The organism is Bradyrhizobium sp. 179 (genome assembly GCF_023073535.1).
Lineage (GTDB): Bacteria > Pseudomonadota > Alphaproteobacteria > Rhizobiales > Xanthobacteraceae > Bradyrhizobium.
Genome location: NZ_JADPJR010000024.1, coordinates 1 through 24,151 on the forward strand (window position 1 = coordinate 1; position 24,151 = coordinate 24,151).

At 58.0% G+C, this 24,151-nt stretch carries 25 protein-coding genes and 4 pseudogenes; 15 read left to right on the forward strand and 14 right to left on the reverse strand.

The features are described 5' to 3' along the window. Positions 1–300, reverse strand: a pseudogene (locus IVB12_RS04740) (IS110 family transposase); the annotation flags it as partial. A 256-nt stretch (positions 301–556) separates the two neighbouring features. Here IVB12_RS04740 and IVB12_RS04745 point away from each other — a divergent pair. Continuing rightward, on the forward strand, positions 557–883 hold the full coding sequence (locus IVB12_RS04745) for a hypothetical protein (RefSeq protein WP_247296137.1): 327 nt from the start codon (positions 557–559) through the stop codon (positions 881–883). Positions 884–1,162: 279 nt separating this feature from the next. Here the strand turns inward: IVB12_RS04745 and IVB12_RS04750 are convergent, their stop codons facing one another. Both IVB12_RS04750 and IVB12_RS04755 read right to left on the reverse strand, forming a co-directional pair. Continuing rightward, positions 1,163–1,591 (reverse strand): hypothetical protein, encoded by a 429-nt coding sequence (locus IVB12_RS04750; RefSeq protein ID WP_247296139.1) that lies wholly within the window; start codon positions 1,589–1,591, stop codon positions 1,163–1,165. Between the two features lie 229 nt (positions 1,592–1,820). Then, positions 1,821–2,165 (reverse strand): hypothetical protein, encoded by a 345-nt coding sequence (locus IVB12_RS04755; RefSeq protein ID WP_247296141.1) that lies wholly within the window; start codon positions 2,163–2,165, stop codon positions 1,821–1,823. A 644-nt stretch (positions 2,166–2,809) separates the two neighbouring features. Here IVB12_RS04755 and IVB12_RS04760 point away from each other — a divergent pair. From IVB12_RS04760 to IVB12_RS04770, 3 genes and pseudogenes are all read left to right on the forward strand, one after another. Continuing rightward, positions 2,810–3,637 (forward strand): hypothetical protein, encoded by an 828-nt coding sequence (locus IVB12_RS04760; RefSeq protein WP_247296143.1) that lies wholly within the window; start codon positions 2,810–2,812, stop codon positions 3,635–3,637. Positions 3,638–3,642: 5 nt separating this feature from the next. Beyond that, on the forward strand, positions 3,643–3,786 hold the full coding sequence (locus IVB12_RS04765) for a hypothetical protein (RefSeq protein ID WP_247296145.1): 144 nt from the start codon (positions 3,643–3,645) through the stop codon (positions 3,784–3,786). 485 nt (positions 3,787–4,271) lie between these two features. After that, a pseudogene (locus tag IVB12_RS04770) lies at positions 4,272–4,716 on the forward strand (IS3 family transposase); the annotation flags it as partial. A gap of 270 nt (positions 4,717–4,986) precedes the next feature. Here the strand turns inward: IVB12_RS04770 and IVB12_RS04775 are convergent. Then, positions 4,987–5,268 (reverse strand): helix-turn-helix transcriptional regulator, encoded by a 282-nt coding sequence (locus IVB12_RS04775; RefSeq protein WP_247296147.1) that lies wholly within the window; start codon positions 5,266–5,268, stop codon positions 4,987–4,989. 423 nt (positions 5,269–5,691) lie between these two features. On the opposite strand from IVB12_RS04775, the gene IVB12_RS04780 reads away from it, so the two are divergent. Together IVB12_RS04780 and IVB12_RS04785 are read left to right on the forward strand one after the other, a co-directional pair. Next, entirely contained in the window at positions 5,692–5,970 is a 279-nt protein-coding gene (locus IVB12_RS04780) for a DUF2285 domain-containing protein (RefSeq protein WP_247296149.1), read from the forward strand. Between the two features lie 414 nt (positions 5,971–6,384). Next, on the forward strand, positions 6,385–6,924 hold the full coding sequence (locus IVB12_RS04785; RefSeq protein ID WP_247296151.1) for a DUF2285 domain-containing protein: 540 nt from the start codon (positions 6,385–6,387) through the stop codon (positions 6,922–6,924). A gap of 217 nt (positions 6,925–7,141) precedes the next feature. Here the strand turns inward: IVB12_RS04785 and IVB12_RS04790 are convergent, their stop codons facing one another. The 4 genes and pseudogenes from IVB12_RS04790 to IVB12_RS04805 form a co-directional block, all read right to left on the reverse strand. After that, positions 7,142–8,050, reverse strand: coding sequence for a LysR family transcriptional regulator (locus tag IVB12_RS04790; RefSeq protein ID WP_247296241.1), 909 nt, complete (start codon positions 8,048–8,050; stop codon positions 7,142–7,144). A 362-nt stretch (positions 8,051–8,412) separates the two neighbouring features. Further along, positions 8,413–8,670 (reverse strand): hypothetical protein, encoded by a 258-nt coding sequence (locus IVB12_RS04795; protein ID WP_247296152.1) that lies wholly within the window; start codon positions 8,668–8,670, stop codon positions 8,413–8,415. Positions 8,671–8,703: 33 nt separating this feature from the next. Then, positions 8,704–9,286, reverse strand: a pseudogene (locus IVB12_RS38320) (isocitrate lyase/phosphoenolpyruvate mutase family protein). 12 nt (positions 9,287–9,298) lie between these two features. Further along, positions 9,299–10,380 (reverse strand): annotated as a pseudogene (locus IVB12_RS04805) (pyridoxal phosphate-dependent aminotransferase). Between the two features lie 388 nt (positions 10,381–10,768). On the opposite strand from IVB12_RS04805, the gene IVB12_RS04810 reads away from it, so the two are divergent. The 5 genes from IVB12_RS04810 to IVB12_RS04830 all read left to right on the forward strand — a co-directional run bounded on the left by IVB12_RS04810 (position 10,769) and on the right by IVB12_RS04830 (position 16,210). Then, positions 10,769–12,358 (forward strand): ABC transporter substrate-binding protein, encoded by a 1,590-nt coding sequence (locus IVB12_RS04810; protein WP_247296154.1) that lies wholly within the window; start codon positions 10,769–10,771, stop codon positions 12,356–12,358. A gap of 62 nt (positions 12,359–12,420) precedes the next feature. Beyond that, entirely contained in the window at positions 12,421–13,407 is a 987-nt protein-coding gene (locus IVB12_RS04815) for an ABC transporter ATP-binding protein (RefSeq protein WP_247296242.1), read from the forward strand. After that, complete coding sequence (locus IVB12_RS04820) at positions 13,404–14,402, forward strand: oligopeptide/dipeptide ABC transporter ATP-binding protein (RefSeq protein WP_247296156.1); 999 nt, start codon at positions 13,404–13,406, stop codon at positions 14,400–14,402. The genes IVB12_RS04815 and IVB12_RS04820 overlap by 4 nt, the downstream gene beginning before the upstream one ends. Continuing rightward, positions 14,402–15,334, forward strand: coding sequence for an ABC transporter permease (locus IVB12_RS04825; protein WP_247296159.1), 933 nt, complete (start codon positions 14,402–14,404; stop codon positions 15,332–15,334). Before IVB12_RS04820 ends, IVB12_RS04825 begins: the two co-directional genes overlap by 1 nt. Positions 15,335–15,373: 39 nt before the next feature. Beyond that, positions 15,374–16,210, forward strand: coding sequence for an ABC transporter permease (locus tag IVB12_RS04830; protein ID WP_247296244.1), 837 nt, complete (start codon positions 15,374–15,376; stop codon positions 16,208–16,210). A gap of 839 nt (positions 16,211–17,049) precedes the next feature. Here IVB12_RS04830 and IVB12_RS04835 read toward each other — a convergent pair. From IVB12_RS04835 to IVB12_RS04850, 4 genes are all read right to left on the reverse strand, one after another. After that, positions 17,050–17,334: a hypothetical protein gene (locus tag IVB12_RS04835; protein WP_247296160.1), complete on the reverse strand. Its 285-nt coding sequence runs from the start codon at positions 17,332–17,334 to the stop codon at positions 17,050–17,052. Positions 17,335–17,569: 235 nt separating this feature from the next. Further along, positions 17,570–17,887: a DUF1778 domain-containing protein gene (locus tag IVB12_RS04840; RefSeq protein WP_247296162.1), complete on the reverse strand. Its 318-nt coding sequence runs from the start codon at positions 17,885–17,887 to the stop codon at positions 17,570–17,572. 78 nt (positions 17,888–17,965) lie between these two features. Then, positions 17,966–18,376 (reverse strand): type II toxin-antitoxin system PemK/MazF family toxin, encoded by a 411-nt coding sequence (locus IVB12_RS04845; protein ID WP_247296165.1) that lies wholly within the window; start codon positions 18,374–18,376, stop codon positions 17,966–17,968. Next, positions 18,327–18,572 carry an AbrB/MazE/SpoVT family DNA-binding domain-containing protein gene (locus tag IVB12_RS04850; RefSeq protein WP_346658481.1) on the reverse strand — a complete coding sequence of 82 codons (246 nt, stop codon included), beginning with the start codon at positions 18,570–18,572 and terminating at the stop codon, positions 18,327–18,329. Before IVB12_RS04850 ends, IVB12_RS04845 begins: the two co-directional genes overlap by 50 nt. Before the next feature lie 529 nt (positions 18,573–19,101). Here IVB12_RS04850 and IVB12_RS38325 point away from each other — a divergent pair. The 3 genes from IVB12_RS38325 to IVB12_RS04860 are packed head-to-tail and all read left to right on the forward strand — an operon-like array spanning position 19,102 to position 20,045. Continuing rightward, positions 19,102–19,383 carry a helix-turn-helix transcriptional regulator gene (locus IVB12_RS38325; protein ID WP_346658483.1) on the forward strand — a complete coding sequence of 94 codons (282 nt, stop codon included), beginning with the start codon at positions 19,102–19,104 and terminating at the stop codon, positions 19,381–19,383. Positions 19,384–19,393: 10 nt separating this feature from the next. Next, complete coding sequence (locus tag IVB12_RS04855; RefSeq protein WP_247296167.1) at positions 19,394–19,783, forward strand: hypothetical protein; 390 nt, start codon at positions 19,394–19,396, stop codon at positions 19,781–19,783. Next, positions 19,776–20,045, forward strand: coding sequence for a hypothetical protein (locus IVB12_RS04860; protein ID WP_247296169.1), 270 nt, complete (start codon positions 19,776–19,778; stop codon positions 20,043–20,045). The genes IVB12_RS04855 and IVB12_RS04860 overlap by 8 nt, the downstream gene beginning before the upstream one ends. A gap of 69 nt (positions 20,046–20,114) precedes the next feature. On the opposite strand, the gene IVB12_RS04865 is transcribed toward IVB12_RS04860, so the two are convergent. Continuing rightward, positions 20,115–20,288: a hypothetical protein gene (locus tag IVB12_RS04865; protein ID WP_247281282.1), complete on the reverse strand. Its 174-nt coding sequence runs from the start codon at positions 20,286–20,288 to the stop codon at positions 20,115–20,117. Positions 20,289–20,342: 54 nt separating this feature from the next. Then, positions 20,343–20,669 carry a hypothetical protein gene (locus IVB12_RS04870; RefSeq protein WP_247296170.1) on the reverse strand — a complete coding sequence of 109 codons (327 nt, stop codon included), beginning with the start codon at positions 20,667–20,669 and terminating at the stop codon, positions 20,343–20,345. A 1,250-nt stretch (positions 20,670–21,919) separates the two neighbouring features. Between IVB12_RS04870 and IVB12_RS04875 the strand changes: the two genes are divergently transcribed. After that, the gene (locus IVB12_RS04875) at positions 21,920–23,329 is read left to right on the forward strand and encodes an MATE family efflux transporter (RefSeq protein WP_247296172.1); all 1,410 of its coding nucleotides are present in this window, start codon (positions 21,920–21,922) and stop codon (positions 23,327–23,329) included. The last annotated feature ends 822 nt before the right edge of the window (positions 23,330–24,151 follow it).

The following is a 24,151-nucleotide window of genomic DNA, read 5'->3' on the forward strand; positions in this document are numbered from 1 at the left end:
CGCTTCGCAAATCGCTTCTGCATCGGCCATATCGTTTTTCTGACGCTTAACAAACGGCTTTATATAGGACGGTGGAATCAGACGCACGGTGTGACCCAGCTTGCCAAGCTCACGAGCCCAGTAATGAGCGCTGGCGCAGGCTTCCATCGCTACCAGGCACGCAGGCTGCTGGGCAAAGAAACCCAGCACTTTGTCACGACGCAGCTGTTTGCGGCAAACAACACCGCCGCTAGCGTCTGCGCCATGTGCCTGAAAAACATGTTTCGCCAAGTCTAGTCCAATCGTGCTAACTTCGTTCATGGACGCTTCCTCATTGTGACGGTTCAACACCCTTCACTTTGGCACATCGATGCCGTCAAGGGGCGTCCACCCCATCATAGCAACAGCAGCAGACAGAATCTCTGGCTGCGTGAAAGGAATCAGGAGCGATCAGTGTCCAACTAACAAGCCGGTTCAACCGGTCCCGCTCCGCGGGTCCATTTCAATACTGATCGGCTGAGTCGGAGGCAACCTCGCCTATTGCGCGTGATCTGTAGTAGTTGAGGCACTCGTCGATATGCGCCTCGAACCGAGAAGATCGCCGCCCATTCGAGAGAATGACTGGCTGGTCGTTGTGGCGCTGAGCGGTGCAGGACTTATCAGCTACGGCACACTTTATTATTGCGTGGCGGCCATTGTAAAAGAGGCTTCCCATGACCTCGCAGTCACAGAGGAGTGGTTAATTGGCTGTTTCTCCTTTGCTTTGCTTGCCAGTGCGCTGATATCGCTGGTTGCCGGTCGCCTGATGGACCGATACGGCGCAGGCACGACAATGAATGTCGCCTCGTTCGCTGGAAGTGCTAGCAAGTTGTCTAGCGAAAGGGCTGCACATTGCTTGCCGTAGAGCCGATCCAACGTGGTCATCATCGTGCCATCGACGGAGCAATCCGTGAGTGCCGGCATTGCGTTTATGCACGCGGTGCAATGATCGATGGCTGCAGATATCTTGTCCAAAGTGCATTGTAGCGGTCGACCAACTGTCCTGGCACTAAATTGGCCTCGGTGTCTTCCGGGCAAATTTCCGACAGGTACACTCTAAGAACATCGATGGAAAGATTTGGAATTCGAGCGATTGCACCCGCCCAGATTACGTGCCCCCGACTGGTGGAGAACTTCGATCCGTTCAGCCGAAGGAAGTGATTAAAGAAGATCCGATCAAATGGGCGAAACGAGTTCTGGCCCAACGCGCATCCGGCAACGCGACAAGCATCGGAACCGTGTTATCGATGCCGGTAGCGCTGATGAGGAACGCATCGGAATCGCGAGAAAACGGGCTTTGCTTGCCGGAGCCCGCCGTATCCTTGTCGCCGCAACAAAGAGAATGCGCGTAGAGCAGAGAGAAGTAGCTAAACAATATCTGCCGAGTGTTGAAATGCCGCGAATTCCAAGCCAGCCCGTGCAATCCCGGTACAGTCACCCGGATCTGCTGCCCTTTGCGACATACCGCTTTCCTATCTCCAGAAAGCTGGATTCGACGGCCGCGTCGTGCCACGTCCGTAGAAGCCGGTCTGTTCCCGCAATCGAAAGATAGGCGGAAATGTTGTCCGTCCATTCTACGATCCGTGCTCGCCTCGATACTGGTTTCAGTGCTTCATCAGTCGAAATGATGGCTGCATTCTTCGGCAGAAGAAGCTACCCGCAGATGCCCCGCAGACAGGACAAGTTGCACTAAACCAGCCTCCAATGCAAAATCGCTCTTCTTGTGGCAGCAGAACCCGCATCGTCCATTGGCAAGCGCACTGCGCGGAAATGTAGGGAGCCAGCTGCATATAACGCGTCCATCAGGGCGTTGCTGACATCCGCAAATCGCTGCAGATTGCTGCCATGCGCTGGATCGTCGAATGATCGAAAACGATCCCGACCGAGGCGAGATCGTCAAGAATCTTGACATGGAAGCCGTGTGCCATGTCCGACGGGTCAATGTTCTCACGAGCCGCTCGGACCAGAACATGGTTCTCGAAACCATCAGTCCTGCCATTGGCTGTCAAGTTGACGGGGGAAATATACACATCAGCAGCTTGGCTACATCGATCCGTGAGATAGGTAGGCTTCTGCTCATCTTCATTCATCCACAAATGACTCCACGAAGACATGATGACGCGTGCCAGCGGCGTGATAGCCGTCACGCATCATACGTCAGATGCTCGATGCAAAACGTTTCTTCGTAGCAGACGGCGTAACGGCGTAAATGGACCAGCGTTCAATTACCATTTGGTAGTTGATCGGAGCGTATCTGGTGATAAAGGTGCAGTCGGGGCGGCGGCTTTCCCTAACAGACTCCCTTATGGGGCGGCTTCAGAACTCAAAGGCGCGCCATCGTCGAGAGTCGGTCATCTGCATGGTGCATCTTGCAAAGACTCTCGGCGTTCTGAGATCGCCGAACGGGCTCGTTCTACCCGCCCAGCGGCTGCTAAGAACGTTTGACGGATATTGCGGTCGCCGACCGGCATTGCGATGGCTCCTTACGACTGGAGTAATTGTGTTGTGGAGCTCTATTTGTAGCCAAGATGGCTGAGCGTTCCGTCGTCAGAGCCAGGATGGCGTTGCTGATCAGCGGTCTGAGCCAATCCTCCAGCGGCTCCGAGTCCACCTCCACCCGCCTGCGGGAAAGCAGAGTGTTAACCAGGTACAGTCAAGTGCTCGCGCAATAAACAGCACGACGCATCTTGGCTTTTCCCCCTCTCAAAAATGAACTCAATATGCCGCTTGGCAGCCACATGGTGTCGTCGTCCCTTAACCGGCAGGCGCGATACGCTTGGGGAAAGTGCAAATGCGCTTTAATGTATTCGACGTTGTTCGCGCGCTGAGCTGCTTTCTGCCATCGTGGGTGTCTCAGTGGTTAGGCGCCTATGCTCAATATGCCGCGACGTGCCTGTTGCTGGCGGGCATCATGGGAGGTTTGATCATCAGCGGCAAGCGCGTCGCTCATGCGATTGATGACAGAATGACAGCGCTTTGGCGCAGAGCCGTCACGCCAACGCTTCGCGCACTCAATATTGCTCCCAGCTCAGCATCCAATAGACGTGACCTCATCCTGATGGGATTGCGTTCGGGATGGCGCCATTACATGAGTCCAGCGCTTCCGGTCGTTGCCATTGCTTATCTAGGAATCACGGTGGGCAACCGCCTTGTGTTCACAGCCGTGGATCAAGCTGGCTTTTTTTGCAAGCCGACGAAGAACCCTGAATCCATCCCGGATGCAGGTGCGCTGGTCTCATTTGAGACCTCCAACATTTGCTTTGCTACGGGCTACAAGGTCGCTCGTCTTGAGCGATACTATGTCTGGACCAATCCGGAGCCGGCAGCCCTTGCCAGGCAGTACAAGGATTATGCGACCAGCAAGGACACCTGCAAAGTCACCGCGGCGACCGGACCCTCCATTCTTGCAAACGGTGGCGTTGAGACGGACGCAAGAGGGTACTCGACCTTTCGCCATCAGGGTGACGGCACCCAGCTCTCCTGGACAGAGACTGCTGTTCACATCCTCATATTGCCACTTCGGCGCTACTATTTCCAGTCTTGGTTCCAGCCGGTGGCGCGCTACGGCTGCTCGGCAGCGGAGTGGACTTCCTGGAGCCTGACCCCGGCGGGCGCGTGAAGAACATGTCTGCGTACGTCAGGCCCAAGGTGACAGACGAGCTGTTCTCTTACGTGAACGATGCAGTCCTCGCCCTCCCGCGTAAGTATCAGTGGCTCTACAAGGACAATGCGGGATGCATCTCATTCTTCATCAAGCCGTCGAAGTAGCCTTTACGGACGGACGTGGGGACCTGGTGGGCTCCGTAAATGGGGCTGGCCGCCCCTGGCGTAGCGACGATTGGCTTTCACCATGCGAACTATAACCTGAAGCTGCGGTGAACGAGGACGTTGCTCTCTTTTGAATGAGTCTGGCTCTTTTAGACTTCAGGACGGTCGCCTTTAGCCGGCCCACGACGGCCGGCAAGTCTGCTTTCGATATAAACGCGAATGCGTTTGAGTCATCGACATCGGCTTCTCGATTCAGCGGCTGAGCTCGAATGGATCGTCCTTATGGACAGTCCACAAGCGCAGTACTCAGTTTGAAGGGATTGAGGTGGTCGAAACTGGTCGCCGGCGGCGCTGGTCGGATGACGAGAAGCTGCGAATCGTCACCGGATGGTTATGATAATGCTCTAGAGCAGGCAACGAAGCCGCTGTGCGCCGGTCGCGGCGTCGAACACTGGCACCTTACCGCCCACGCATTCGGCGCCAGAACACACCGGCAGTATTCGGCGGAAGAGAAGATGCTATCATTGGAAAGACTGCGGGGCGAGGAGAGTATCTTTAGAGCTCTGCCGGCGCGGGGGCATTGCCGCCTCGATGTAGTATGGCGGGCCAAAGGAGTTCGTGGGGTGCGGCAACTTCTGGCGAGATGAAAGATCTGCGTCGTGAGACGACGGCGCCAAAGGAAATCGGTGGCCGACCTTGCGCTGGGGAACCGGTCGCCCGAAAAAGCATGAACGGGGATGGGGGGAGGACGAGGCATGAGATATCCTGCGTTCGAGGAAAACCGACCATTTAGCTGGTGGAGCAATCGCATTTCTGGCCAGGCGGGACAGTCTTGGTATCCCACGCGCCACATTCTATCGCTGGTATGAGGGTTACCGGGAGGGCGGCAGCGACATGCTGACCGATCATCGATTTCGACCGGAGCGGGTCTCGGCGAAGACGAGAACTGGCTGTCAGACGTCGCCTTTAAACCTTAAATGGACCCCGAGGACGGCCTCATCTGATCTTCGGTCTCGGTGACCGTGGCATCATGGCGTTGCGAGAACCTTGGTGGAGCTCATCAGGATACACAAGGAAAGCCTGAACTCCTCAAGCGGTGACATAGGTGGGTCCATTGTCCGCCCCGGTGAGGTTTGCGGCAGTCGCGAAATTGATGTGAGCGGCTTGGGCAGCAAGTACAAAGCTCGTGCGTGAGGAGTGTTATTTCTTTCTGCTACGTGGGGGTAGGGGCTTTCGACCCTTACGCAACGGCTTGGGAGCCGTCGCCCCTTTGGGTGGCTGAAGAAAGAATTCAGACAAATGAACCCCAAGCGTTTCCGCGATACGATCGAGAAGATCGATTGTCGGGTTCTCCGATTGCTGCTCGATACCGCCCATATAGGAGCGGTCGATCTTGGCATCGTATGCCAATCGCTCTTGCGAAACACCGCGATCTACGCGGATCCGGCGCACATTCCAGGCGACAAGCGCACGAGCTTTCATGCGCTAAAGCAGCCATTCCGACGGCCATCAAACCACTGGCTATAACCATACTATTGCGGTACGTTCGCCCAGCTGAGCAGAGTCCGTAATCCGAATGAAGGAGCGGTACTGAATTCAGATGGCGCGCCGAATCAGCCTGTGCTGACGAGCTACGACGAGCTGCGTCCCATTTCGGCCTCTTGATTCGAAAGGCTGGACGACAGTTCTGCTGATCGAGCGGAACGGACTGCGATCAAATGCATTCGGACGATGATCGGAGCGAACGAATTGAAGGGAACGACGGCAGTCAGCGGTGTTAGGTATTCATTGACTTTGGCAAGAATGCTCCTGCAGGCCGCGACAATCGGCTCTCTACGAAAAGGTTCTGAATACGGCTACCGTCCCTAAAATCGAGGCTTCTCAATCTGTTAGGACTTTCAGGCCGTGCCGTCCGATCCCAAGATCGCAGATTTCGCGCCTAACGCGCCGCAGCTCACGCCCTATGACGAGCAACATGCCGTCACGTATATGCGTCTGCTGGATGCCGAGGCCGATAACGCTGATTGGCGAGAAGTTGCGCGCATTGTGCTTGGTATTGATGCCACCCTGGATCCGGATCGCGCCCGGCGTATCTTTGAAAGCCATCTGGCTCGCGCCAAGTGGGCGGCACGTCATGGCTTTCGGCAGCTCCTGCAGCGCGGTTGGCCGAAGAGTGAGGAATAAGTGCGTTCGAAACGGACGTCCCTTCTGGTGATGACCGATCGCAAAATTAGATCGTCATATCGCGCAAACTGCATCAATCGCGAAGACCTGCATTGGGTCAACCAGAAATAGTCACATTCGTCGGGCTGCAATTCCCTGCATGTGTGTTATCAACATACGGGGAAAGTGGTGCGATGCCAGGTGCTGACTGGAGATCAGAGAAGGCCTATCCCGATGCCAACAAAGCAGGGGCCGCGGACATAGCTTGGGAGTGGCTACGCCGCAACGGCGAGTACCAACGAGACTATTTGGCTCTCGCCATGAGCGAACGATCCGACGCGATGCCGGACCATTTCCGGCAGCAGTGGGGGCTGTCTTTTCGCAGCTGATCCGCAAAAGACCTTCGACCAACAAGCCATTTTCTGGGCGCCCGAGGTGCTCGCGACCGTGCTGCCCTTGCGCGCGGCTGTCCGCTCGGCAGCGTCGTACGATCTGGATTTCAGAAAATTGGCGGGTAGCGAGCTTCGCCATGCGCCGGATGGATGGCATGCCATCGTGGCGCTCGGAGGAGCAAAGCATCGCCTGTGGCTAACAGAACTTCCACCGAGCGGCTCCTCGCTTGCCGTCGACCTGCCGTTCGACGGCAGTTTCGAGGTTCGTTTGCGGGCAGCACATCGTTTTTGGCTGGCGCTCGAACGGCGCCCCATCGGACCACCGCCTCTGACGCTGCCAATCTTGACCCGCCGTCGGCTCATCCTCGCCTTGCGTGCGGTCGATGGGTCGTTGGAGGGACACAGCTATCGCGAAATCGCGCAAGGCTTGTTCGGCAAGCATCGCATTCCCGATCGCGGCTGGAAAACGCACGATCTGCGCAGCCGGACCATTCGCCTGGTCAAGACCGGGCTGCTTCTGGTGCGAGGCGGCTATCGCGCCTTGCTCCGTCGCAAGCGCAAAGGCGAGGGCGACCCGTCCTGAGCTTTGGCTGATCGGCTAGCCCGTATCTTACAAAACCATCGTAGTCGGCCGGTTTGAACGCGTTTTGGCAGGGCGCGGGTAACGTCTTCACTTGCAGGCTGGCCGCGGTGCTCGCAAAATGACGAGCTCGCCGGCAATCGGAACAGTCAGCATGTGGAAATGGATACGCTAAGATTCCAAAGATTGATCAAACGTCTGCCATCACGCAAATACGCGATTAGGCGGCTTCCGGAATCGCGGCCTTCTTACAGAGCCGCGCGACCCATCGGCAAAAGGCGCGAGCGACTTCGAGATTGTCACTTCGGTCCACCGCATAAGCCCGATATTGCATGCCGCTTGAAGTACGCGATCCCGGTATGACATGGAGTGCCCCTGTACGCACGAGATCGCTGACAATGATTTCCGGCGCCACCAGCAGGCATTTCCCGGTTATGACGGCGGGCAAAGCAAGGTAATTATGATCGTATCGCGCCCCCGACTTGATGTCCTTCGCGGTCAGGTTCATGGCTCTGAGCCAGGTGGGCAGTATGTCGGGCCTCGATGTGATATTCAGAATCGGCATTGAGCGGGCAGTGGAGAGCGTTTTTCCCACGACGTGATTTGGAGAGCCTACGCATACGAGCATCTCATTGTAGATCGCCCAATCGTCGGCCGGTTCAGCGACACAAAGATCGCGGGTAAGCAGGATGTCGAAATTGTCCGAGGATCTCGGTGGAGACAATGAGCTGATCACGTCGACGATGACGCCGCCCATCTCGGCAGAGAACGCCTGGAGATTGGGTATCAGGAAGGAGTAGGCGAAGGTGGAAAGAGAGGTGTGGACTACGATTCGATTGGCGTCCGTTCGGTTCCTGCGCCGCATTCTCTTCGCGGTGAAACACACTGTATCAAGCGGTTCGGCCACGGCGTTCGCAAAGAGCCTTCCAAATTCTGTCAATTCGCTGCGTCGACCCCGCCGTTGAACGAGATCCGTGCCAAAGTAGTCTTGCAACACAGCCAAATAGCGGCTGACCGAGCTCTGTGTCGTTCCCAGTGTGCTCGCCGCACGCGTGACGCTTCCCTCGCGCGCAATGGTCACAAAGACCCGGATAGCATTGAGGGGCACTTCATTGTGTTCGGCAGCCATTTTCTGCTCCGGTAGCTTCTGGGCTCTGCGCTGATTGTCACGGCGGGCCATTGCCAGAAGCTCCATCACATTATTCGATGTCTATAGCCGGATTGCCGCTTATAAGTGATATCTCGTGCACAAAATCTGCCTTCTCGAGGATTCGGGCGATCTGGCTCGGCGACTTCCATTGCTGTCGACGGCTTTCTAAGAGGTGATCTCCAGGTGCCGGCAGGGGGATGACTGCTGATATCGCGATCGACATCGAGGGCCGTCGAGATGACAGGCCCGAGACTTCTTAGGTGCGTTCAGGATTGCGTGCGAATCAGAGCTCGCTGCTGAGTGCCGTCTCAAAATCTCGCTGGCAGGCATCGGTTCAGCGTTTAGCGAAGGAAGCGAGCTTCAGCCGCCTTGGCCTCTTCCATTTTCTGGATTCTGAAGATCTCATCCACCGGCAGAATATCCTTGTGGACATTCTGGACGCCACCATCCGCGATGATCCGGCGGAAGGTCTCCTGCATGGCGGTTGCAGCAGCACGAATGCCGTAATTGCCATAAATCATCACGCGGATGTTGCCGAGCATTTTGACCCGTTTGGCATCGAGGTCAGGGTAGGCGTTCGGCACGATGACCAGCGGCACCGTTCCGGTCCAGGCGCGCGCAAAGCTTTCGATCTAGCAAGGAGTCTTGCTTTTCGAATGGATCAGGATCATGTCCGCGCCAGCTTCCATATAAGCATGTGCCCGATGCAGGGCCTCCACTTCGCCGAGGCCGGCGATCAGGGCTTCTGTGCGGGCGATGACGAGGAAATCCGGATCTGATCTTGCCGAGATGGCAGCCTCGATCTTCCCCTGGAATTCTTCAATGCGCAACAGGTCCTGGCGGCCCTCGGCAGCAAGGCTCGTTACTTTTGGAAAAGTCTTGTCCTCAATGACAACGGCACTGGCGCCGGCCCGCTCATATTCCGTGATAGCGTGAATGACGTGTAATCGCATTGCCATAACCTGTATCAATGTCCGCGACGATGGGAAGCCTCGTGCGTCCGGCGATCGCCCGCAGCATGTCGAGATGCTGTGTCATTGAGATCAGGCTCATATCCGGCAGCCCATAAAGCGCAGACAGCTCGAAGCCGGACGCCCACACTCCGTCGAATCCGGCTTCTTCAGCGAGCATCGCTGAGAATGGGCTGTGGGCAGCCATGACGTGGACAAGGCCAATCTCGGCCATGCGGGCACGAAGGCGTTTGGCAGAGGACATCGGAAAATCCTTTTAGGACAGGCTCGCGCAGGCGGCGATGATCCGGTCGCAGGCGCGCGTGAGGTCCTGGAGCGAGGAAGCATCGGAGATGCGGATATAGGGCGAAGCCATGAAGCCGCTGCCAGGCACGACAGTCACGGCGAAAGCGTCGAGCAGATACACGGCAAAATCACTGTCGGTCTCGATCATCTTGCCGTCGGCCGTGCGCTTGCCAATGACCCCCGCGCAGGAGGGGAAAACATAAAAGGCACCGTCCGGCACACGGCAGGCAACCCCTTGGCCTGGTTCAGCTTGGCGATAACAAGATCGCGTCGCTGCATAAACGCGAGCGCGAACTCCTTGATATGGTCCCGTCTCCCTGACAGCGCCTCGAGCGCGGCATATTGAGAAACCGAGCTGGTGTGCGAAGAGGTCTGGCCCTGGATGACATTCATGGCTTTGATCAGCGCCAAAGGCCCGGCACCGTAGCGCGCCAGCCGGTCGTCGCGTCTGCCTTGGACACCCCGTTGACCGTTAAGAACGCCCGCACAGGTCCGGCGCGATTGCGGCCATCGTTGCAAAGTCGGCGTCATAGGTGAGCTTTTCATAGATGTCGTCGGATAGCACATGCACATGGCCATGCCGGCGCAATATCAGGGCGAGCGCGAGCAAATCATTTCGACTGTAGACCGCACCGGTCGGATTGCATGGCGAATTCAACATCAACCATTTGGTGCGCGGCGTGATCGCCTGGTCCAGTACCTCGGGGCGCAGCTTGAAGCCATCGCGTTCACTGCAGGCGACGAGCACCGGCTTGCCACCTGCAAGCGCCACCATGTCGGGATAGGAGACCCAGCATGGCGTCGGGATCACAACCTCGTCGCCCGGATCGAGGCTGGCAAATAGTGCGTTGAACACAACCTGTACTTCGTCTGCCCGGCACGGATGGCCCGGATGCCAGCTTCACAGATGACGGATGGCGTATCGAAGTCCGGCTCGCCTTGGCTGAGCGTGATCACATCGGTTCCCTGATCTCGCAGCTCGGCGGCGCGAGCCGTCATGACCTTGGTTTGAGAGGGACGGACGACCTTGAGCCGTTCTGAAACGAGAGGCAAGACACGATACCCTACGCGTTCGAATGAGCGATTGGGGGTCTATCCGAAGTCGAACGGCCAGACGAGCCAGGTGATCGCGGCTTTGGATATAATCATCGAAGATTACGATAATTGTATCGCTTCTTCGTGCGGCTCTGTTGGCGTTCGCATGAGGCCTTTGCGTCTCAGCTCCTCCTCATCATCGGCCTGCCGATCATCGCATAGTTGCAAGCACACATCGACTTATTCGATGTGTGTCATTCTGGTGTAGCAGTTCAGGCTTTTAAGCTCGCGCACAATCGCGAGATTGAGCAACACAAGCGCTCGATTTCGGGGATCGAGACTTTGTGCCGGTCGAACAATTCGCGGGCTGGCATTCGCATCAATCGACGTGGAAGCGGAGGCGGTGATGACCCGTATCGATCTGACGCGACGGCAAGCCATCGCAGGTAGCCTTGCCGCAAGCGTGGTAGCCAGCACAGGCGCCGGCGCTGTGGAGAGTGAGCCTAAGACATTGCCGCGTCGCCGCCTCAAAGTCGGCATGTCCGGATTTCCGCGATCGTTCGACCCGGTTATCGCGACCGATACTGCCATTCGTCGGGTCGTGCCGCAGCTTTTTGATACGCTGATCAGAGTAGACCATGCTCACGACATGACGCTACGGCCGGGCTTGGCCGAGCGTTGGGAGCGGATCAACGCGCAGTCATTGCGGCTGTTCTTGCGCAAGGAAGTCGTTTTCCACGATGGGGCGCCTTTGACGGCTGAAGATGTTGCCTTTAGCCTTGGTCCTGACCATCTGCTGGGACCTGGACGCAGCGGCATGTCCGAGGCGCTTCAGTCGCTTGATCGGCTCGAGAAGGTCGAAATCCTCGATCCTTACATCGTCATTGTGCATGCAAAGCGCGCCGACGCGCTCCTCGAGCAGCGTCTGGCTGCTTGGGGATCGGAGATCGTGAGCCAGCGTGCCTTTTTGGCGGCGGGCTCGTGGGAGCGCTGGACCACTGCCCCTGTCGGAAGCGGTCCCTATAAGCTCGTCGATCACAAGCTTGATATTCGTGTCTCATTGAGCGCCCACGATGCGTATTGGGGCGGGCGGCCGCCATTCGATGGCATCGAATACCGTATCATTCCCGAGCTTTCCGCGCGCGTGAACGGCCTGCTCGCCAGCGAGCTCGACATTGCCACTGACATTCCGCCCGACCAGTTCGCGGGCATCCAGAAGCGTGCTGATCTCGAGATCGTGGGTGGTGCCGTGCAGAATATCCGCTCGCTCGCCCTCGATCAGACTGATCCCATTCTGAAGGATGCGCGTGTTCGCCGTGCGATGAGCCTTGCGCTCGACCGCAAGCTGATCGTGCAAAGCTTGTGGGAGAACCGGGTCCCGATTCCGAACGGCTACCAGCTGCCGAGCTACGGGGAAGGCTACATCCACGAATTCCCCTCGCTTGCCTACGATCCCGGCAAGGCCAAGGAGTTGCTGGCTGATGCGGGCTACAAGGGAGAGCAGATCACCTATCGTCTGCTCAACAATTACTACCCCAATCAGGTCTCTGGCGCGCAAACGATGATCGAGATGTGGCGCGCGGTTGGCCTGAACGTCAAAATCCAGATGATGGAAAACTTCGCGCAAGTTCAGCGCCAGCCGGTCCGTGCCATCTTCGATACGTCGAATACTCCGCTGTTCCTGGATCATCTCGGCCATCCCTGGCGTGAATTCGGGCCCAGCGGCACTCTGCCAAGGTCGATCGGAGTCTGGAGGAACGAGGAATATTTTGCGCTCGGCGCCAAGCTCCTGGACACCGTGCAAAGCGAACAGCGCCGGCCGATCATCCGTCGCATGCTCGAGATCATCCATGAGGTCGATCCCCCTTGCGTGATCTTGCACGTCTCAGGGCAGTTCTATGGCAAGCGCCGCGATGTGCCATGGCTGCCGGGATTGACGCTCGACCTCAATTTCGGCCCATTCAACAGAGCTCTGATCCGGACAGAATCGCCATGACGCATACCTTGAATCGGATTAAAGCGGATGCGGCCTATATGATGGACGAGCAGGGGCCTCGCATGGAGGCGCTTCTTCATATCGCAGGTTTACGTGTCGCGTTCGACGGTGTGCCGACGCTGCGCGGAATCAATCTCACGCTCGCGCGCGGCGAGTCGCTGGGCATGGTCGGTGAAAGCGGTTGCGGCAAATCGGTGACATGGCTTGCTGCGCTTGGACTGTTGACGCGGCGCGCTAAAGCAACGGGCAGCGTACGCTTGGCCGGAGAGGAGCTGCTCCATGCACCAGCCTCTCGCCTGGACAAGATGCGGGGTGGGCAGATCGCCATGATTTTCCAGGACCCGGCGAGCGCGCTTAATCCTGTGCACAGGGTGGGCGATCAGATCATAGAATCCTTGCGGCTTCATCGTGGTATGGATCACCGCACGGCCCTTGCCGAAGCGCGACGTCTGCTCGACCAGGTCGGCATCCCCGATGCAGCGCGCCGGCTTGGCGCCTATCCGCACGAATTCTCCGGTGGGCAGAACCAGCGCGTCATGATCGCCATGGCGCTTGCAGGACAGCCCGACATCTTGATCGCTGATGAGCCTACCACCGCCCTGGATGTCACTATTCAAGCGCAAATCCTTGAGCTTCTGCGGCAAATCCAGCGCGAGACGGGCATGGCGCTGGTCTTGATCTCGCACGATCTCGGTGTCGTCAGCGAGATCTGTGAACGTGTCATGGTGCTTTACGGGGGGCACATCGTCGAAGAATTGCCCGCCGACCGTCTCTTGAACCAACCTGCTCACCCATATACGAAAGGTCTTCTTGCGGCTCTTCCAAGCCTGGATGGGCCGCGGCAACGCCTCTTCGCCATTCCCGGTGTGGTGCCAAACGCAGCCGCGTTTCCGCCAGGCTGTCCTTTCGCCCCTCGATGCGATCGGCGGATCGGACGCTGTCGTGAATGGGCGATTGAGCTCGCCTCGCTGGATGGCGACATCAGACACAGGACTGCCTGCTTGCATGTCACGAGCGAGCCACCCGCGGGCGAGGTCGTGGCTGCATGACCGGGGCTGCCCCGCCGATCCTCCAAGCAGACGGGCTTGTCCGAAATTATCGCTTGCCACAGGGCCTTTTCCAACCTCCAGCGGTGGTCCACGCGGTCAATGGGCTCTCTCTGCAGCTGGCTCCCGGCGAGACCCTCGGACTGGTTGGCGAATCCGGCTGCGGTAAGTCGACTGCGGGCCGGCTCCTGATCGGCCTGGACCGGCCGGATGCCGGCAAGGTGACCTTCGGCGGAGAAGCTTTGCCCGCTATCGGCGATCGTCGATGGCGCCGGCTCAGGATGCGAATCCAAATGGTGTTCCAGGATCCGCTGGCTGCGCTCGATGCCCGACTGACGATCGGCGCGCAAATGGCCGAGCCGCTCGAAATTCATCGGGTTGGCAGCAAGTCTGAACGAGAGGAGCGGGTCAATGCGCTTCTTACGGATGTGGAGCTCAGGACCGACCACCTCGGGCGCTTTCCGCACGAGCTTTCAGGCGGCCAGCGCCAGCGTGCCGTCCTGGCTCGTGCGCTGGCCACCGATCCGGATCTCCTTGTCTGCGACGAGCCAGTATCGGCACTCGACGTCTCGATCCAGGCGCAAGTGATCAATCTTCTGCGGGACCTGCAGGAGCGGCGGCGCATGGCGATGATCTTCATCAGCCATGATTTGCGAGTGGTCCGGCTGATCAGCAATCGGATTGCTGTGATGTATCTCGGCAGCATCGTCGAGGAAGGATCGTCTGAAGCGGTTCTTCTGGATCCTTTGCATCCTTATTCGCGGGCGCTCGTTTCCGCGGTGCCGAGGCCAGGACGACATCGCTCTCGCACCATCCTTCAAGGAGATCCGCCCAATCCGGCTGCGCGACCGGGCGGCTGTGCATTTCATCCTCGCTGCCCGGTCGCTCTTCCGCTTTGCGCGCGGCTCGCTCCAGAGCTCAGATACGCTCCTGACAGGCGGCGCGTCGCCTGCCATCTGATCGGCGATCATGGTGCCGAACTCGACAAGGAGACATGATGGCTCGTTTTATTCTGGTCCGCTTGGCGCGCGCGTTCCTGACCATCGCAATTGTGGTTACATTCGCATTCGTGGTGCTGCGTGCCTCTGGCGATCCCGCCCTGGCGTTGTTGTCGCCGGAAACCCCCGCGGAAGCGGTCGAGGCCCTCCGAAAGGCCTGGGGGCTCGATGCGCCAATCTGGGTGCAATACGTCAGATACCTCTTTGCGCTCGTTCATGGAGATCTCGGCCAGTCGATGCGTGACGGACGTGCCGCGATCACCGTCGTTGCCGAGCGCATTCCTATCACGCTGATGCTGACTGCGCCGGCGCTGATCCTCAACTTGATGATCGGCATTTCGGCCGGCGTCTACGCGGCCCTCAAGCGGGATAGTCTAGCGGATCGCTTGGTGATGATGGTCGCCGTCATCGGCTTCACCGTGCCATCTTTCGTGCTTGGCCTCCTGTTCATACTCGCTTTCGCAGTCGAGCTCCCCTGGTTCCCCTCGGGCGGCGCCGGCACTTGGCACCATGTGGTGCTGCCGGTCATCACGCTCGGTCTGGGCGGCGCGGCCGTTCTGGCCCGCTTCAGCCGCAGCGCCATGCTCGAGGTGCTTGGACAGCCCTATATTCGTGCGGCCAGCGCCAAGGGCGTGCCTTGGGTCAGGGTCGTGACCGGTCACGCTCTGCCCAACGCCGCGATAGCGGTGCTGACCATCGTCGGCTTCATGGTCGGCAATCTCATCGCGGGAACGGTGCTGGTTGAAAGCGTGTATTCGTGGCCAGGCATTGGCAGTCTGCTGGTCGTGTCAGTCGCCAGTCGCGATTTGGCTGTCGTCCAGTGCATCCTGCTCGTCGTGGCCGCCGCCATGATCACCACCAATCTTACGATCGATCTGCTCTATGGCATGCTCGATCCACGTTTGCGCCAGTTGCACTCTGGGAGGCGATAATTGAGCATTTTCGCAGACCAGGTTCTGCCGTCTTCAAAGATGCGAAAGGTGTGGTGGTGGCGCGACCGCGCGATCGGAATAGCAGTCGCCTGGCTGGTTTTCATGCTTCTTGTCGCGATATCTGCAGATCACCTCGCTCCGTATGACTATGCAGCCCTTGACCTTCATCATCGCCTCGCCGCACCTCTTGGCCTTGGCGGAACCATCGCGCATCCCTTCGGTTCAGATGAGCTCGGTCGGGACGTACTGGCACGCCTGGTCATATCCGTTCGCATCAGCCTCCTTATTGCTTTTGGGGCGACGTTGATCGGCGCCATCCTTGGCATCACGCTCGGCTTTTTGGCCGCTCACTTCCGCGGCTGGGTAGAGCAGGTCATCCTCGGCTGTGTCGATTTTCAGGCAAGCATGCCGTTTCTCGTTCTGGCGCTCGCGGTGCTTGCCTTCTTCGGCAACTCTCTGCTCCTGTTCGTTGGGCTCATCGGTCTCCACGGATGGGAACGCTACGCCCGCGTCACCCGCGCGCTTGCGATGAGTGCCAACGAGCAAGCCTATGTGATCGCCGTACGGCAGCTTGGCGCAAGTCCATGGCGTCTCTACCTGCGCCACATCATGCCGAACATCGCTTCGACGTTGATCGTCACTATGACACTTGCCTTTCCAGACATCATTCTGCTCGAGAGTGGCCTTAGCTTTCTTGGACTTGGGGTGCAGCCGCCGCTGACTTCCCTTGGCAATATGGTCGGCTACGGCCGTGACTATCTGACCCGTGCTCCCTGGATCCTTGTTCTGCCTTCGCTGGTCATCTCGCTTACGACCTTGTCGATTTCGCTGGTCGGCGACTGGCTGCGCGACCGGATCGACAAAACATTGTCGTGAGACTTTGAAAAGCGAGATCGAAGATATCTCATTGCTCGCAGGGGAGACGATCGTACTCTTTCGGCACCATAGCAGACAAGTTCATGCCTTCGTCGGACCTTTCACGTCTCAAGGTGATCTGTTCCTGCAATGGCAAGGCAAGAGAAGCGCCGGGCGCCCGGTTCGGCTTGGAGTTTCCTGGCTGGCAAACCTCAAGACGCGTGTCTCACCAGCGGGGCTTGTTCGACAATGATCGTCAACAACAATACCGCTAAGGCGGGTTGGACGTGCAGCAATGCGAGTTTGCTTTGTGCCGACCTCGATCTCGATTTACATGCTGTTGTAGCCTGATAGGGGGCGCACGCCGCGGCCTCGAGCGCGCGGTTTGGCTCAAGCTAATGTTGGATGCTGTAAAGCGGCTTGCTGTGCGCGGGTGCCCGCACGAGCCGTCCAGGTACTGCGCGGGATACTTACTCCAGTCGAGCCTCTCCCACTGTATGCCGCAGGGAAGCGTAGCAAGCAAATGTTGAAGGTTATTCGGAATTCGTAAGACGTCGCAAACCTCCGAAAGGAGCGGTGGTCCCTATGCGCAGGGCATGCTTTTTGGCAACCTTCACAAGGTGCGTCGGTCCTGTCTTTCAACAAGCTTTCGCATTATGAGTGGGGCTCGACGCGAAAGAACCAGTAAAGGCTTGCGCACAATACCAGCCTTCTTAAGGCTTGGCGCGTGCCACGCGACTCGTGGCGCTCATCGCGCTCACTCGGTATTCTGGCCGGGCGCGCCTTTGCGTTCCTTTTCATGAGGCCCTCCTCAATGGCTGAATGGGAGGTAATGGGTCAGTTTTAATATGACGCAGCCCTTACGAGGGGATGGCGTCAATTGCTGTTTCTATCGGGAGAAGAAACGTTCTTGATCCCATCGGACTCTCGATAAATTCGGCATCCGTCCAAAAGGCGGCGGCCTTTTCATCGATGGCATGCACCAGAATAGCGCGGATGCCGATCGTTTCTGATGCGTGTACGATTTGATGTAGCGCGTGCTGACGCAGGTCTTGGCCAAGACCTTTACCCTTATAGGTAAGGTCGCGAGCCAACCGTCCTATGATGGCGACTGGCACTGGATTTGGCAGGCCATGTCTTTTCATCGGCGGCTTTGGGATCGCTGCCCGTTCAACGCTGCCAGATGCTATGCAGTATAGCCAATGATTACATTGTCCTCACACACCAGGTATGTGCGAGCAGTTTTGCCCTCGCTTTCGAGAGAGCGGTTTTTGAGCCAATCGTTCAGCGCTTCATTGCCACAGCCAAAACGGCTGAAGTCGTGCGTAGGCTTGAGAAGCGTGGGGGCTGTCATGCCCGCACGCTTCCCCGGATGTTGGATTACTTCTGCCAAAGCGGCTTACGCTTCATCAGTGCCTTCAGCTTGGTTCCGGCCGGTGGCGGGTTATCAAGCGCATTCAAGAAGGCGGCGTGCTTCTCTGGATCGAGAATAAACAATCTTTGAGCCAAAAGCATATGAATGGCATGTTGCCGCGCGCTATCCAGCATAAATTCGCTAAGCGTCTTACCCACTGCAACGGCGGCAGTATCGATCAGATGCTTCACCTGTGCGGTAGCGCGAATGTGGATATTGGTTTCGCTCCGGACGCGGCGCGACCTTACCCGCGCCCTAGGGCGCTCCAGTACTGCTGCTTCCATTGCGGTTACTCCTCACTGTCTCTCTGGACCTCTTATATTGCCGCCGCAGGACAAACAAAATGCACGTCTAAACGGGCGTTAATCTCCGAGGGGGAGCAATGTCCTGCACTTTGCGATGGCATCTTCCAGAACGCCATCGGGGGCCCGGCACGCGTAGTCCGACTTTCTTTCAAGCCAAGACATACTTTTGAGCTGATCGGCCACAACGCAGCCGCCGCGCTCCGTGCCGCCAGGAACTTCAAATTCCTCCGGGAAAAGCGACTCGAACGGATAGCCCTTTACCTTGCTAGTGATCGGGAAAAGAAGGCAAAGGCGGGAGAATTGATTATATTTGCGGGGCGACACCACTAACGCGGAGTGTCGTCCCGCCATTTCACGACCAGCCTGCGGATCGAAGTTGAGCCAGATAATATCACCGACGTCTGGGCAATACGGCTCTTTAGGAGCCGAACTCTTCGCCGACTGCAGCAGTCGTGTTATATTCCTCATGCAAGTTCTCGGGAGTCATGCCAGCTAGAAGCCCGTCTAACGTGTAAATGGGAGTCTTGCGCGGTTCTACGACTAATCTGCCGTTTTGAACCGTGATTTCGGCTTCCCGACCCGCGAACGCATGGATTTCCTTTGCGTAGGCGCTCGGAATGCGGAGAGCCAAGCTATTGCCCCACATTGCAAACTGAACGACCATCGCTACCTCCAAACGAGATACCCGGCAGGTATCAACAACGAAGATACACTAATAAAGTTGCTGCGCAACTAGATAGTGTAGATACATTGTATCGACAGGAGGATCAAGGTTCGATGTAAATAAGACTATAACGAATAATTCAACTATGGAACCGACGAATGAAGGCCCAAAAGGCGAGAAGCGCCACGCCGACACCGTACATCGGCAGGATTGCGACCGGTGAGGTCGCGGACACGCCCAGCAAGGCGCCGGGACGGGCTGCCGGCGGCCGCGGGAGGTCCTAAGCGCGGCTTAGTTGGCTGGAAGGCTCCGGCCGCCAAAATGAGTGCTGCCGACCCGAAAACCCTCTGCGCTTAAGGTATTCGAGCGCGCTGGCCGGGCCAGGGGAGATAGGTTCGAGCCAGTCCTCGGCTTTGGGGCTTCCGACATCGCCTCCTTGTCCTCTTTCCAGTTCCGGCCCGATACCATTCCTTGAGCCCTGCAGACCATGCTTGGCCAGATTTGCCTGGGCGGCGAAGCCAGCCGGCGTATGTCCCGTAGCCGGCGCATAGCGCTTCTGGCGCAGATATATCGGGAATTCCAAACCTCTATTGCCTCAAATCGGGCTTACAGGGTGATCTGTTTTAGCAGATCAAATGCCAGTCGCGATCTGTTTTTACACCTCCGAACGGCCCGGGAGGCCATCGGCTTGAGTCAACGCGATCTGAGTGCCCGGATCACAGTACCGCAGAGCCACATTTCCAAAATCGAGAGCGGCGGCGCCGATCTGAGGCTCTCCAGCCTCGTCGAGCTCGCGCGCGCTCGACCATGAAGTGGTTCTGGTGCCGCGCAAGCTTTTGCGGGCGGTCGAGGCTATCGTCCGGAACGCTTCGTCTGCACTTTCCGATGACGCGCGCTTGCGCTCCAGCGTGCTGAGCCGCGCGCAGGCAGCCGTAACCAGGCTAAATCGACTGCATCAAAATGCGACGGGCCTAGAAGGCCTGAACCAAGCCTTACGCGAGCTCGCAAATTTGCAACTCGGAAGCTCAGAACTTGAAGCGATCCGGCGCATCACCGACCGGTTGATGAAGTTGCCGACGGGTCCGAACGCGCTACCTATGGTCCAGAGCGCCTCAAAACAACTGAGAGAGTTGCGCAACCGCATCGCCCACGCGTTGCCGGAAGCGCCGCGCCCGGCTTACGCACTCGACGAGGAGGAGGACGATGCCTGATGTTTCCGTCCTCGACGTTCTGCTGTATGGAGAGCAAATCGGAACCCTGACACTCGTCAAAGGCACTCAAACGCTATGCACCAATGAAGTCGATGGACATCATTGCAGCCCTAAAAGCCGACGGTTGGACGCAGGTAGCCAGAAAGGTAGCCAGGTTCAGCTCAAGCATCCGACCAAACCGCGCGTGACGGTCCCTCGTAATTTTTTCCTGCTTATCGCGGCAGAACTCGGTACCTCAGCTCGTTTGGCTCGGGGCAAATGATCATCGCTCTCGCTTGCATAAGCTTGAGCTGATGCCATCGGGACAAAGCCGATTTGGAGGCCGAAGGCCTTACCAATTTTGGCAAGAGTCTCCGCAGTTGGCTTGGCTGTCCTTTTCCTCAAAGCCCTTCCACTTTTCGCGCTTGATCAACACCTTTAGCGCGGCGTCGACAATTGCGAAGTAAAGTGTCGCCGCTTCAGCAGGACCGTTGCCTTTGACGAAGTTCATCGGCAGGTACGCCATGGACGCTTCCTCCAAGCGATCGGTCGTGGCGGCACAGCCGGCAACGGCAGTCTCTCATCGCCCAGCTGTCCCCTCGGCCTGTCCCTGGGGCTGTCCTTTCGTCACAGATTCATTGAGCTTCTCAGCGGCGTCAAGGACCTCAAGCCTCTCGAGGATCTTTCGTCCATGCGCAGTGATGATCCAATATCCTTCCTCCCGCTCGATCAGCCTTTGTCCAAAGATATCGAGGTTCGGCTCGCGGCTCGCAATGCGCTTCATGCGCGCTGGCCACTCGGGCCCACTGGTGTAAAAGATCGCCAAGTGCTGTTTGACGAGTTCAAGACTGGCTCGGCCGCCCGGTTGCCCGGCAAGTATCTTCAGGATGGACAGCTGAAAGCTCATGTGGGCACGTAATGATTCAACGAAAGCGAGACAATGCCGGCGGTACCAGAGGCACGTAGCGCACATCATCGGTTTTCAAACGGAAACCTTGCCGGCTAGGCCAGAGTACCGCATTTCATGTGCAGCTTTCGAGCGTTCATGTTCCCTTGCAGCTCGGAATCGTGCTGCTTGTCGGAGCCGAGTTGCGCGTCGCCTCACGAGACTGCCGATCGGAGACCTGACTCTTCGTTCATAATTTGTTCTCATGGCCTCGGCGGTCGATCCGCAAGCTGGCGCATGGCATCGCCGACGGGCGCGAGATCGTCGTGGCGCGATGGAGCATGCCGCGATTGCACCAATCGCTACTGGACGCCACTCAGAAATAGAAGATCGCGAACGGCAAGACAGTCGATCCCGAGCAACTGCTTCGCATAGGCCCGGACAGTGGCCACCAATTTAGCGTCAACAGCGCGCATTGGAGGCGCTGACTTGGTCAGGAGCACCGGTGGCTCATGCCGTTCGCGCGCTTCAAGCCAATACGATGGGATTGACGACAGGAAGGTGCCGGTCTGATTGGCCCCAGACAAGACCCGTGCCGTGCTCGCCTTCGCCGGGCCGTCATCGAGGCCGCGCAGCTCATCGATATGACTGCATATCGATATCTGTGATCCAGTCGAGCAAGCGCGAACATTCAGAGCTCGTGATGATCATCCCGGCAGGTCTTCATAACCGGTGAAAATCGCCACTCACTGTGGTCGCATTGGCGCCCACTCGGGCTGAACGTGCGATGCCGATCGTCTTATTCGCGACATGCTGTCGATCCCCCGACAGGTCGGTTTGGGATGAATGCAAGCATCCAGCTGTCGCAGTTGGCACGAGCTTTGAAGGATTGGGATCTCATCGATCGCTCAGGAATGCAGGAATGGCTTACGGGATGATGAGCCTTCAGTTCATCGGGTTGATCAGGTCCAAGTTCGGTCCTCCAACCTGTGGCATCAACTCAGGAGCTCGCGCATGAATTCGCCTCCCTGATCGAGCTCGCTCGACTCCGATGCGCGCCGTCACCATTGCGCGAGTGGTAATCGGCCAATCAGTTTGAGACGGCATCTGCAAGCTCTCCTCTACTTATCGCATGCGACAATCGCTGGCCGCGCTGGTCGAAGCCCAGCGCGAACGTATCGTCGACTGACCCACGAGTTCACGTCAGTAGGTGGATGCTTTCGAGAAAGAGGCAGTGCTTCGCTCGCCGAGCCAAGCGGCGCCATGATGACATGGACAAAATAGCCGAGACAAAGCCGACATCAAATTTGCGCCCGGAAGTGACGAGACGGGCGGCCATGCATTGTCTCGCTGTCGAGCTCGGCGAAATCGCGAAACTCGCGTGGCCAATGGTGCTGACGCAGGTTGGGCAGATCGCGATGATGTCGACTGATCTTGCCTTGATCGGTCGGATCAGCGCTGAGGCGCTTGCTGCGGCCGCGCTGGCAGGCCGGTTCTATCTCATTAGCTTCGCCTTCGGCGCGGGGCTACTAAGTGCCATCGCGCCCATGGCGGCGCGGGCGTTTGGGGCAAATAATCTAGCCGCAGTACGGGGTGCGCTGCGCATGGGGTTATGGGCCGCCATGATCCTGTCTTTCCCAATTATTGCTGTGGCGCTGCGAGCAGAGCAAATACTGCTTGCGTTGGGCCAAGCCCCAGATGTTGCGCGGCTCGCCCAGCAATACCTCTTTGGATTAGGATTCGGCGCCGCGCCGGCACTTTCGTTCTTGGCCATCCGCAGTTTCATGGGCGCGGTCAATCGGCCACAGCCGGTCTTGTGGATTACGCTATCAGCGACTCCCCTGAATGCTTTGCTGGTCTATATGCTGGCCTACGGAAAGCTTGGACTGCCTCGGCTGGAGCTGCTGGGGGCAGGTCTTGCGACCACGCTGGTGAACTGCAGCATGTTTTTAGCCGGCTTGTGGTTCGCTGCACTGCGTCGTCCGTTCCGTCACTACCATGTACTTGCACATCTCTGGCGTTTCGATTGGCGCACAATGCGACAGCTCATCGCAATCGGAGTGCCGATATCAATGGCTTCATGGATCGAGTCGGGACTATTTTGGGCCACATCGATTCTGGCGGGCTTGATCAGCACCAGTGCACTGGCCGCTCATCAGATCGCTGTACAGCTCGCCGCGATCCTGTTCATGATTTATGTGGGCGTTGGCACGGCCGCAGCCGTGCGCGTTGGCTATGCGGCCGGCCGCAACGACATTGCAAGGGCCAAGCAGGCATATCTGGCAGCGATGCTGATCGGTATTGTCGTAGCTGCATCGTTAACGCTCGCACTGATCGCTGCGCGCTTTGAGATCGTCGAGCTGTTTCTGGGCAGATCGGCCGGTTCGGCGGCAACGATTAGCCTTGCTGCAGAGCTCCTCGTGGTCGGCGCAACGCTGTTTATCACTGACGCTGTCCAGTGCATTGCGGCGGGCGGCCTGCGCGGACTAAAGGACTCGCGAATGCCGCTTCTGTTTGCGATCATTGGTTGGTGGCTGATCGGCTTTTCCCTCAGCTATTGGCTCGGCTTGAAGGTCTGTCTTGGCGCCACTGGTATATGGATCGGCTTGTCGACCGGAACGACAATCTATGCGGCGCTTCTCGTCCTGCGATTCCGCAACTTGACAAGCCGCGCTCACTGATGCGGGCGTATCGCTGATGCCAAGCGGCGACGATATGCCAGGATACTTGCACTGGCCGATACGAGCGGGCCGAAACTCGAGATTGGCTGAAAATTGGACGTTGCTCCTGATGGCGCGACTGCAAGCGTAAAGAGACGCCTAGCGCATCGCGTTATTCGATCATTCCGTTCCAAAAAGCGATACGCAAAGTGGTTAGCTCGTTCGGGAGCTAGTAGGACTCCTCAAGGCGTCCTTCGCAATTCGCGAGCTTTCCAACTTGTTACCCCCGACAGAATGGCTCAACGGGTTTTCCCTTCGAAAGCGTTGCTGTGACAGGTAGCCACATGCAAAACGCGCTGACGCGATGACTCTCAATCAGGGCATATCGACTTTCCAGACGCCGGCCGTTGACTGCGAGCTCCGCAGCCGCGGAATTCCTGCCAAGCACCCGCGATATATCGCAATCGCCGGAATCAAGCTGCCACACAATCCGCGGCAGCAGCAGTCACAACGCCGGGCTCAACCGCAATGTCGACCAGATCAGGATCGGCTACTGCGCCGAGCGAGCTTGATTCGACGAAGCATTTGTTATTTTTGTTTGCGAGGCAAGGCTGCCCTTGGCTTGTTGGATGTCTCACCTGACGTCCTCGCTCAGAAGCCGCTAGCGATGCAGTCGCTGTCCAATATCACCCGGTGCAGTCTAAGACTGAGGAGAGCTGCTGGCGCTCGCACGCCACTGATCGCGGCACGGTGCCGGTCGGCACGCCGGCCAGGCGTTGGTCGGCATGACTGGGAGCTCCATACCGGCATCACCCTCGCGCAAGCGATCAGCGTCCATCCCGA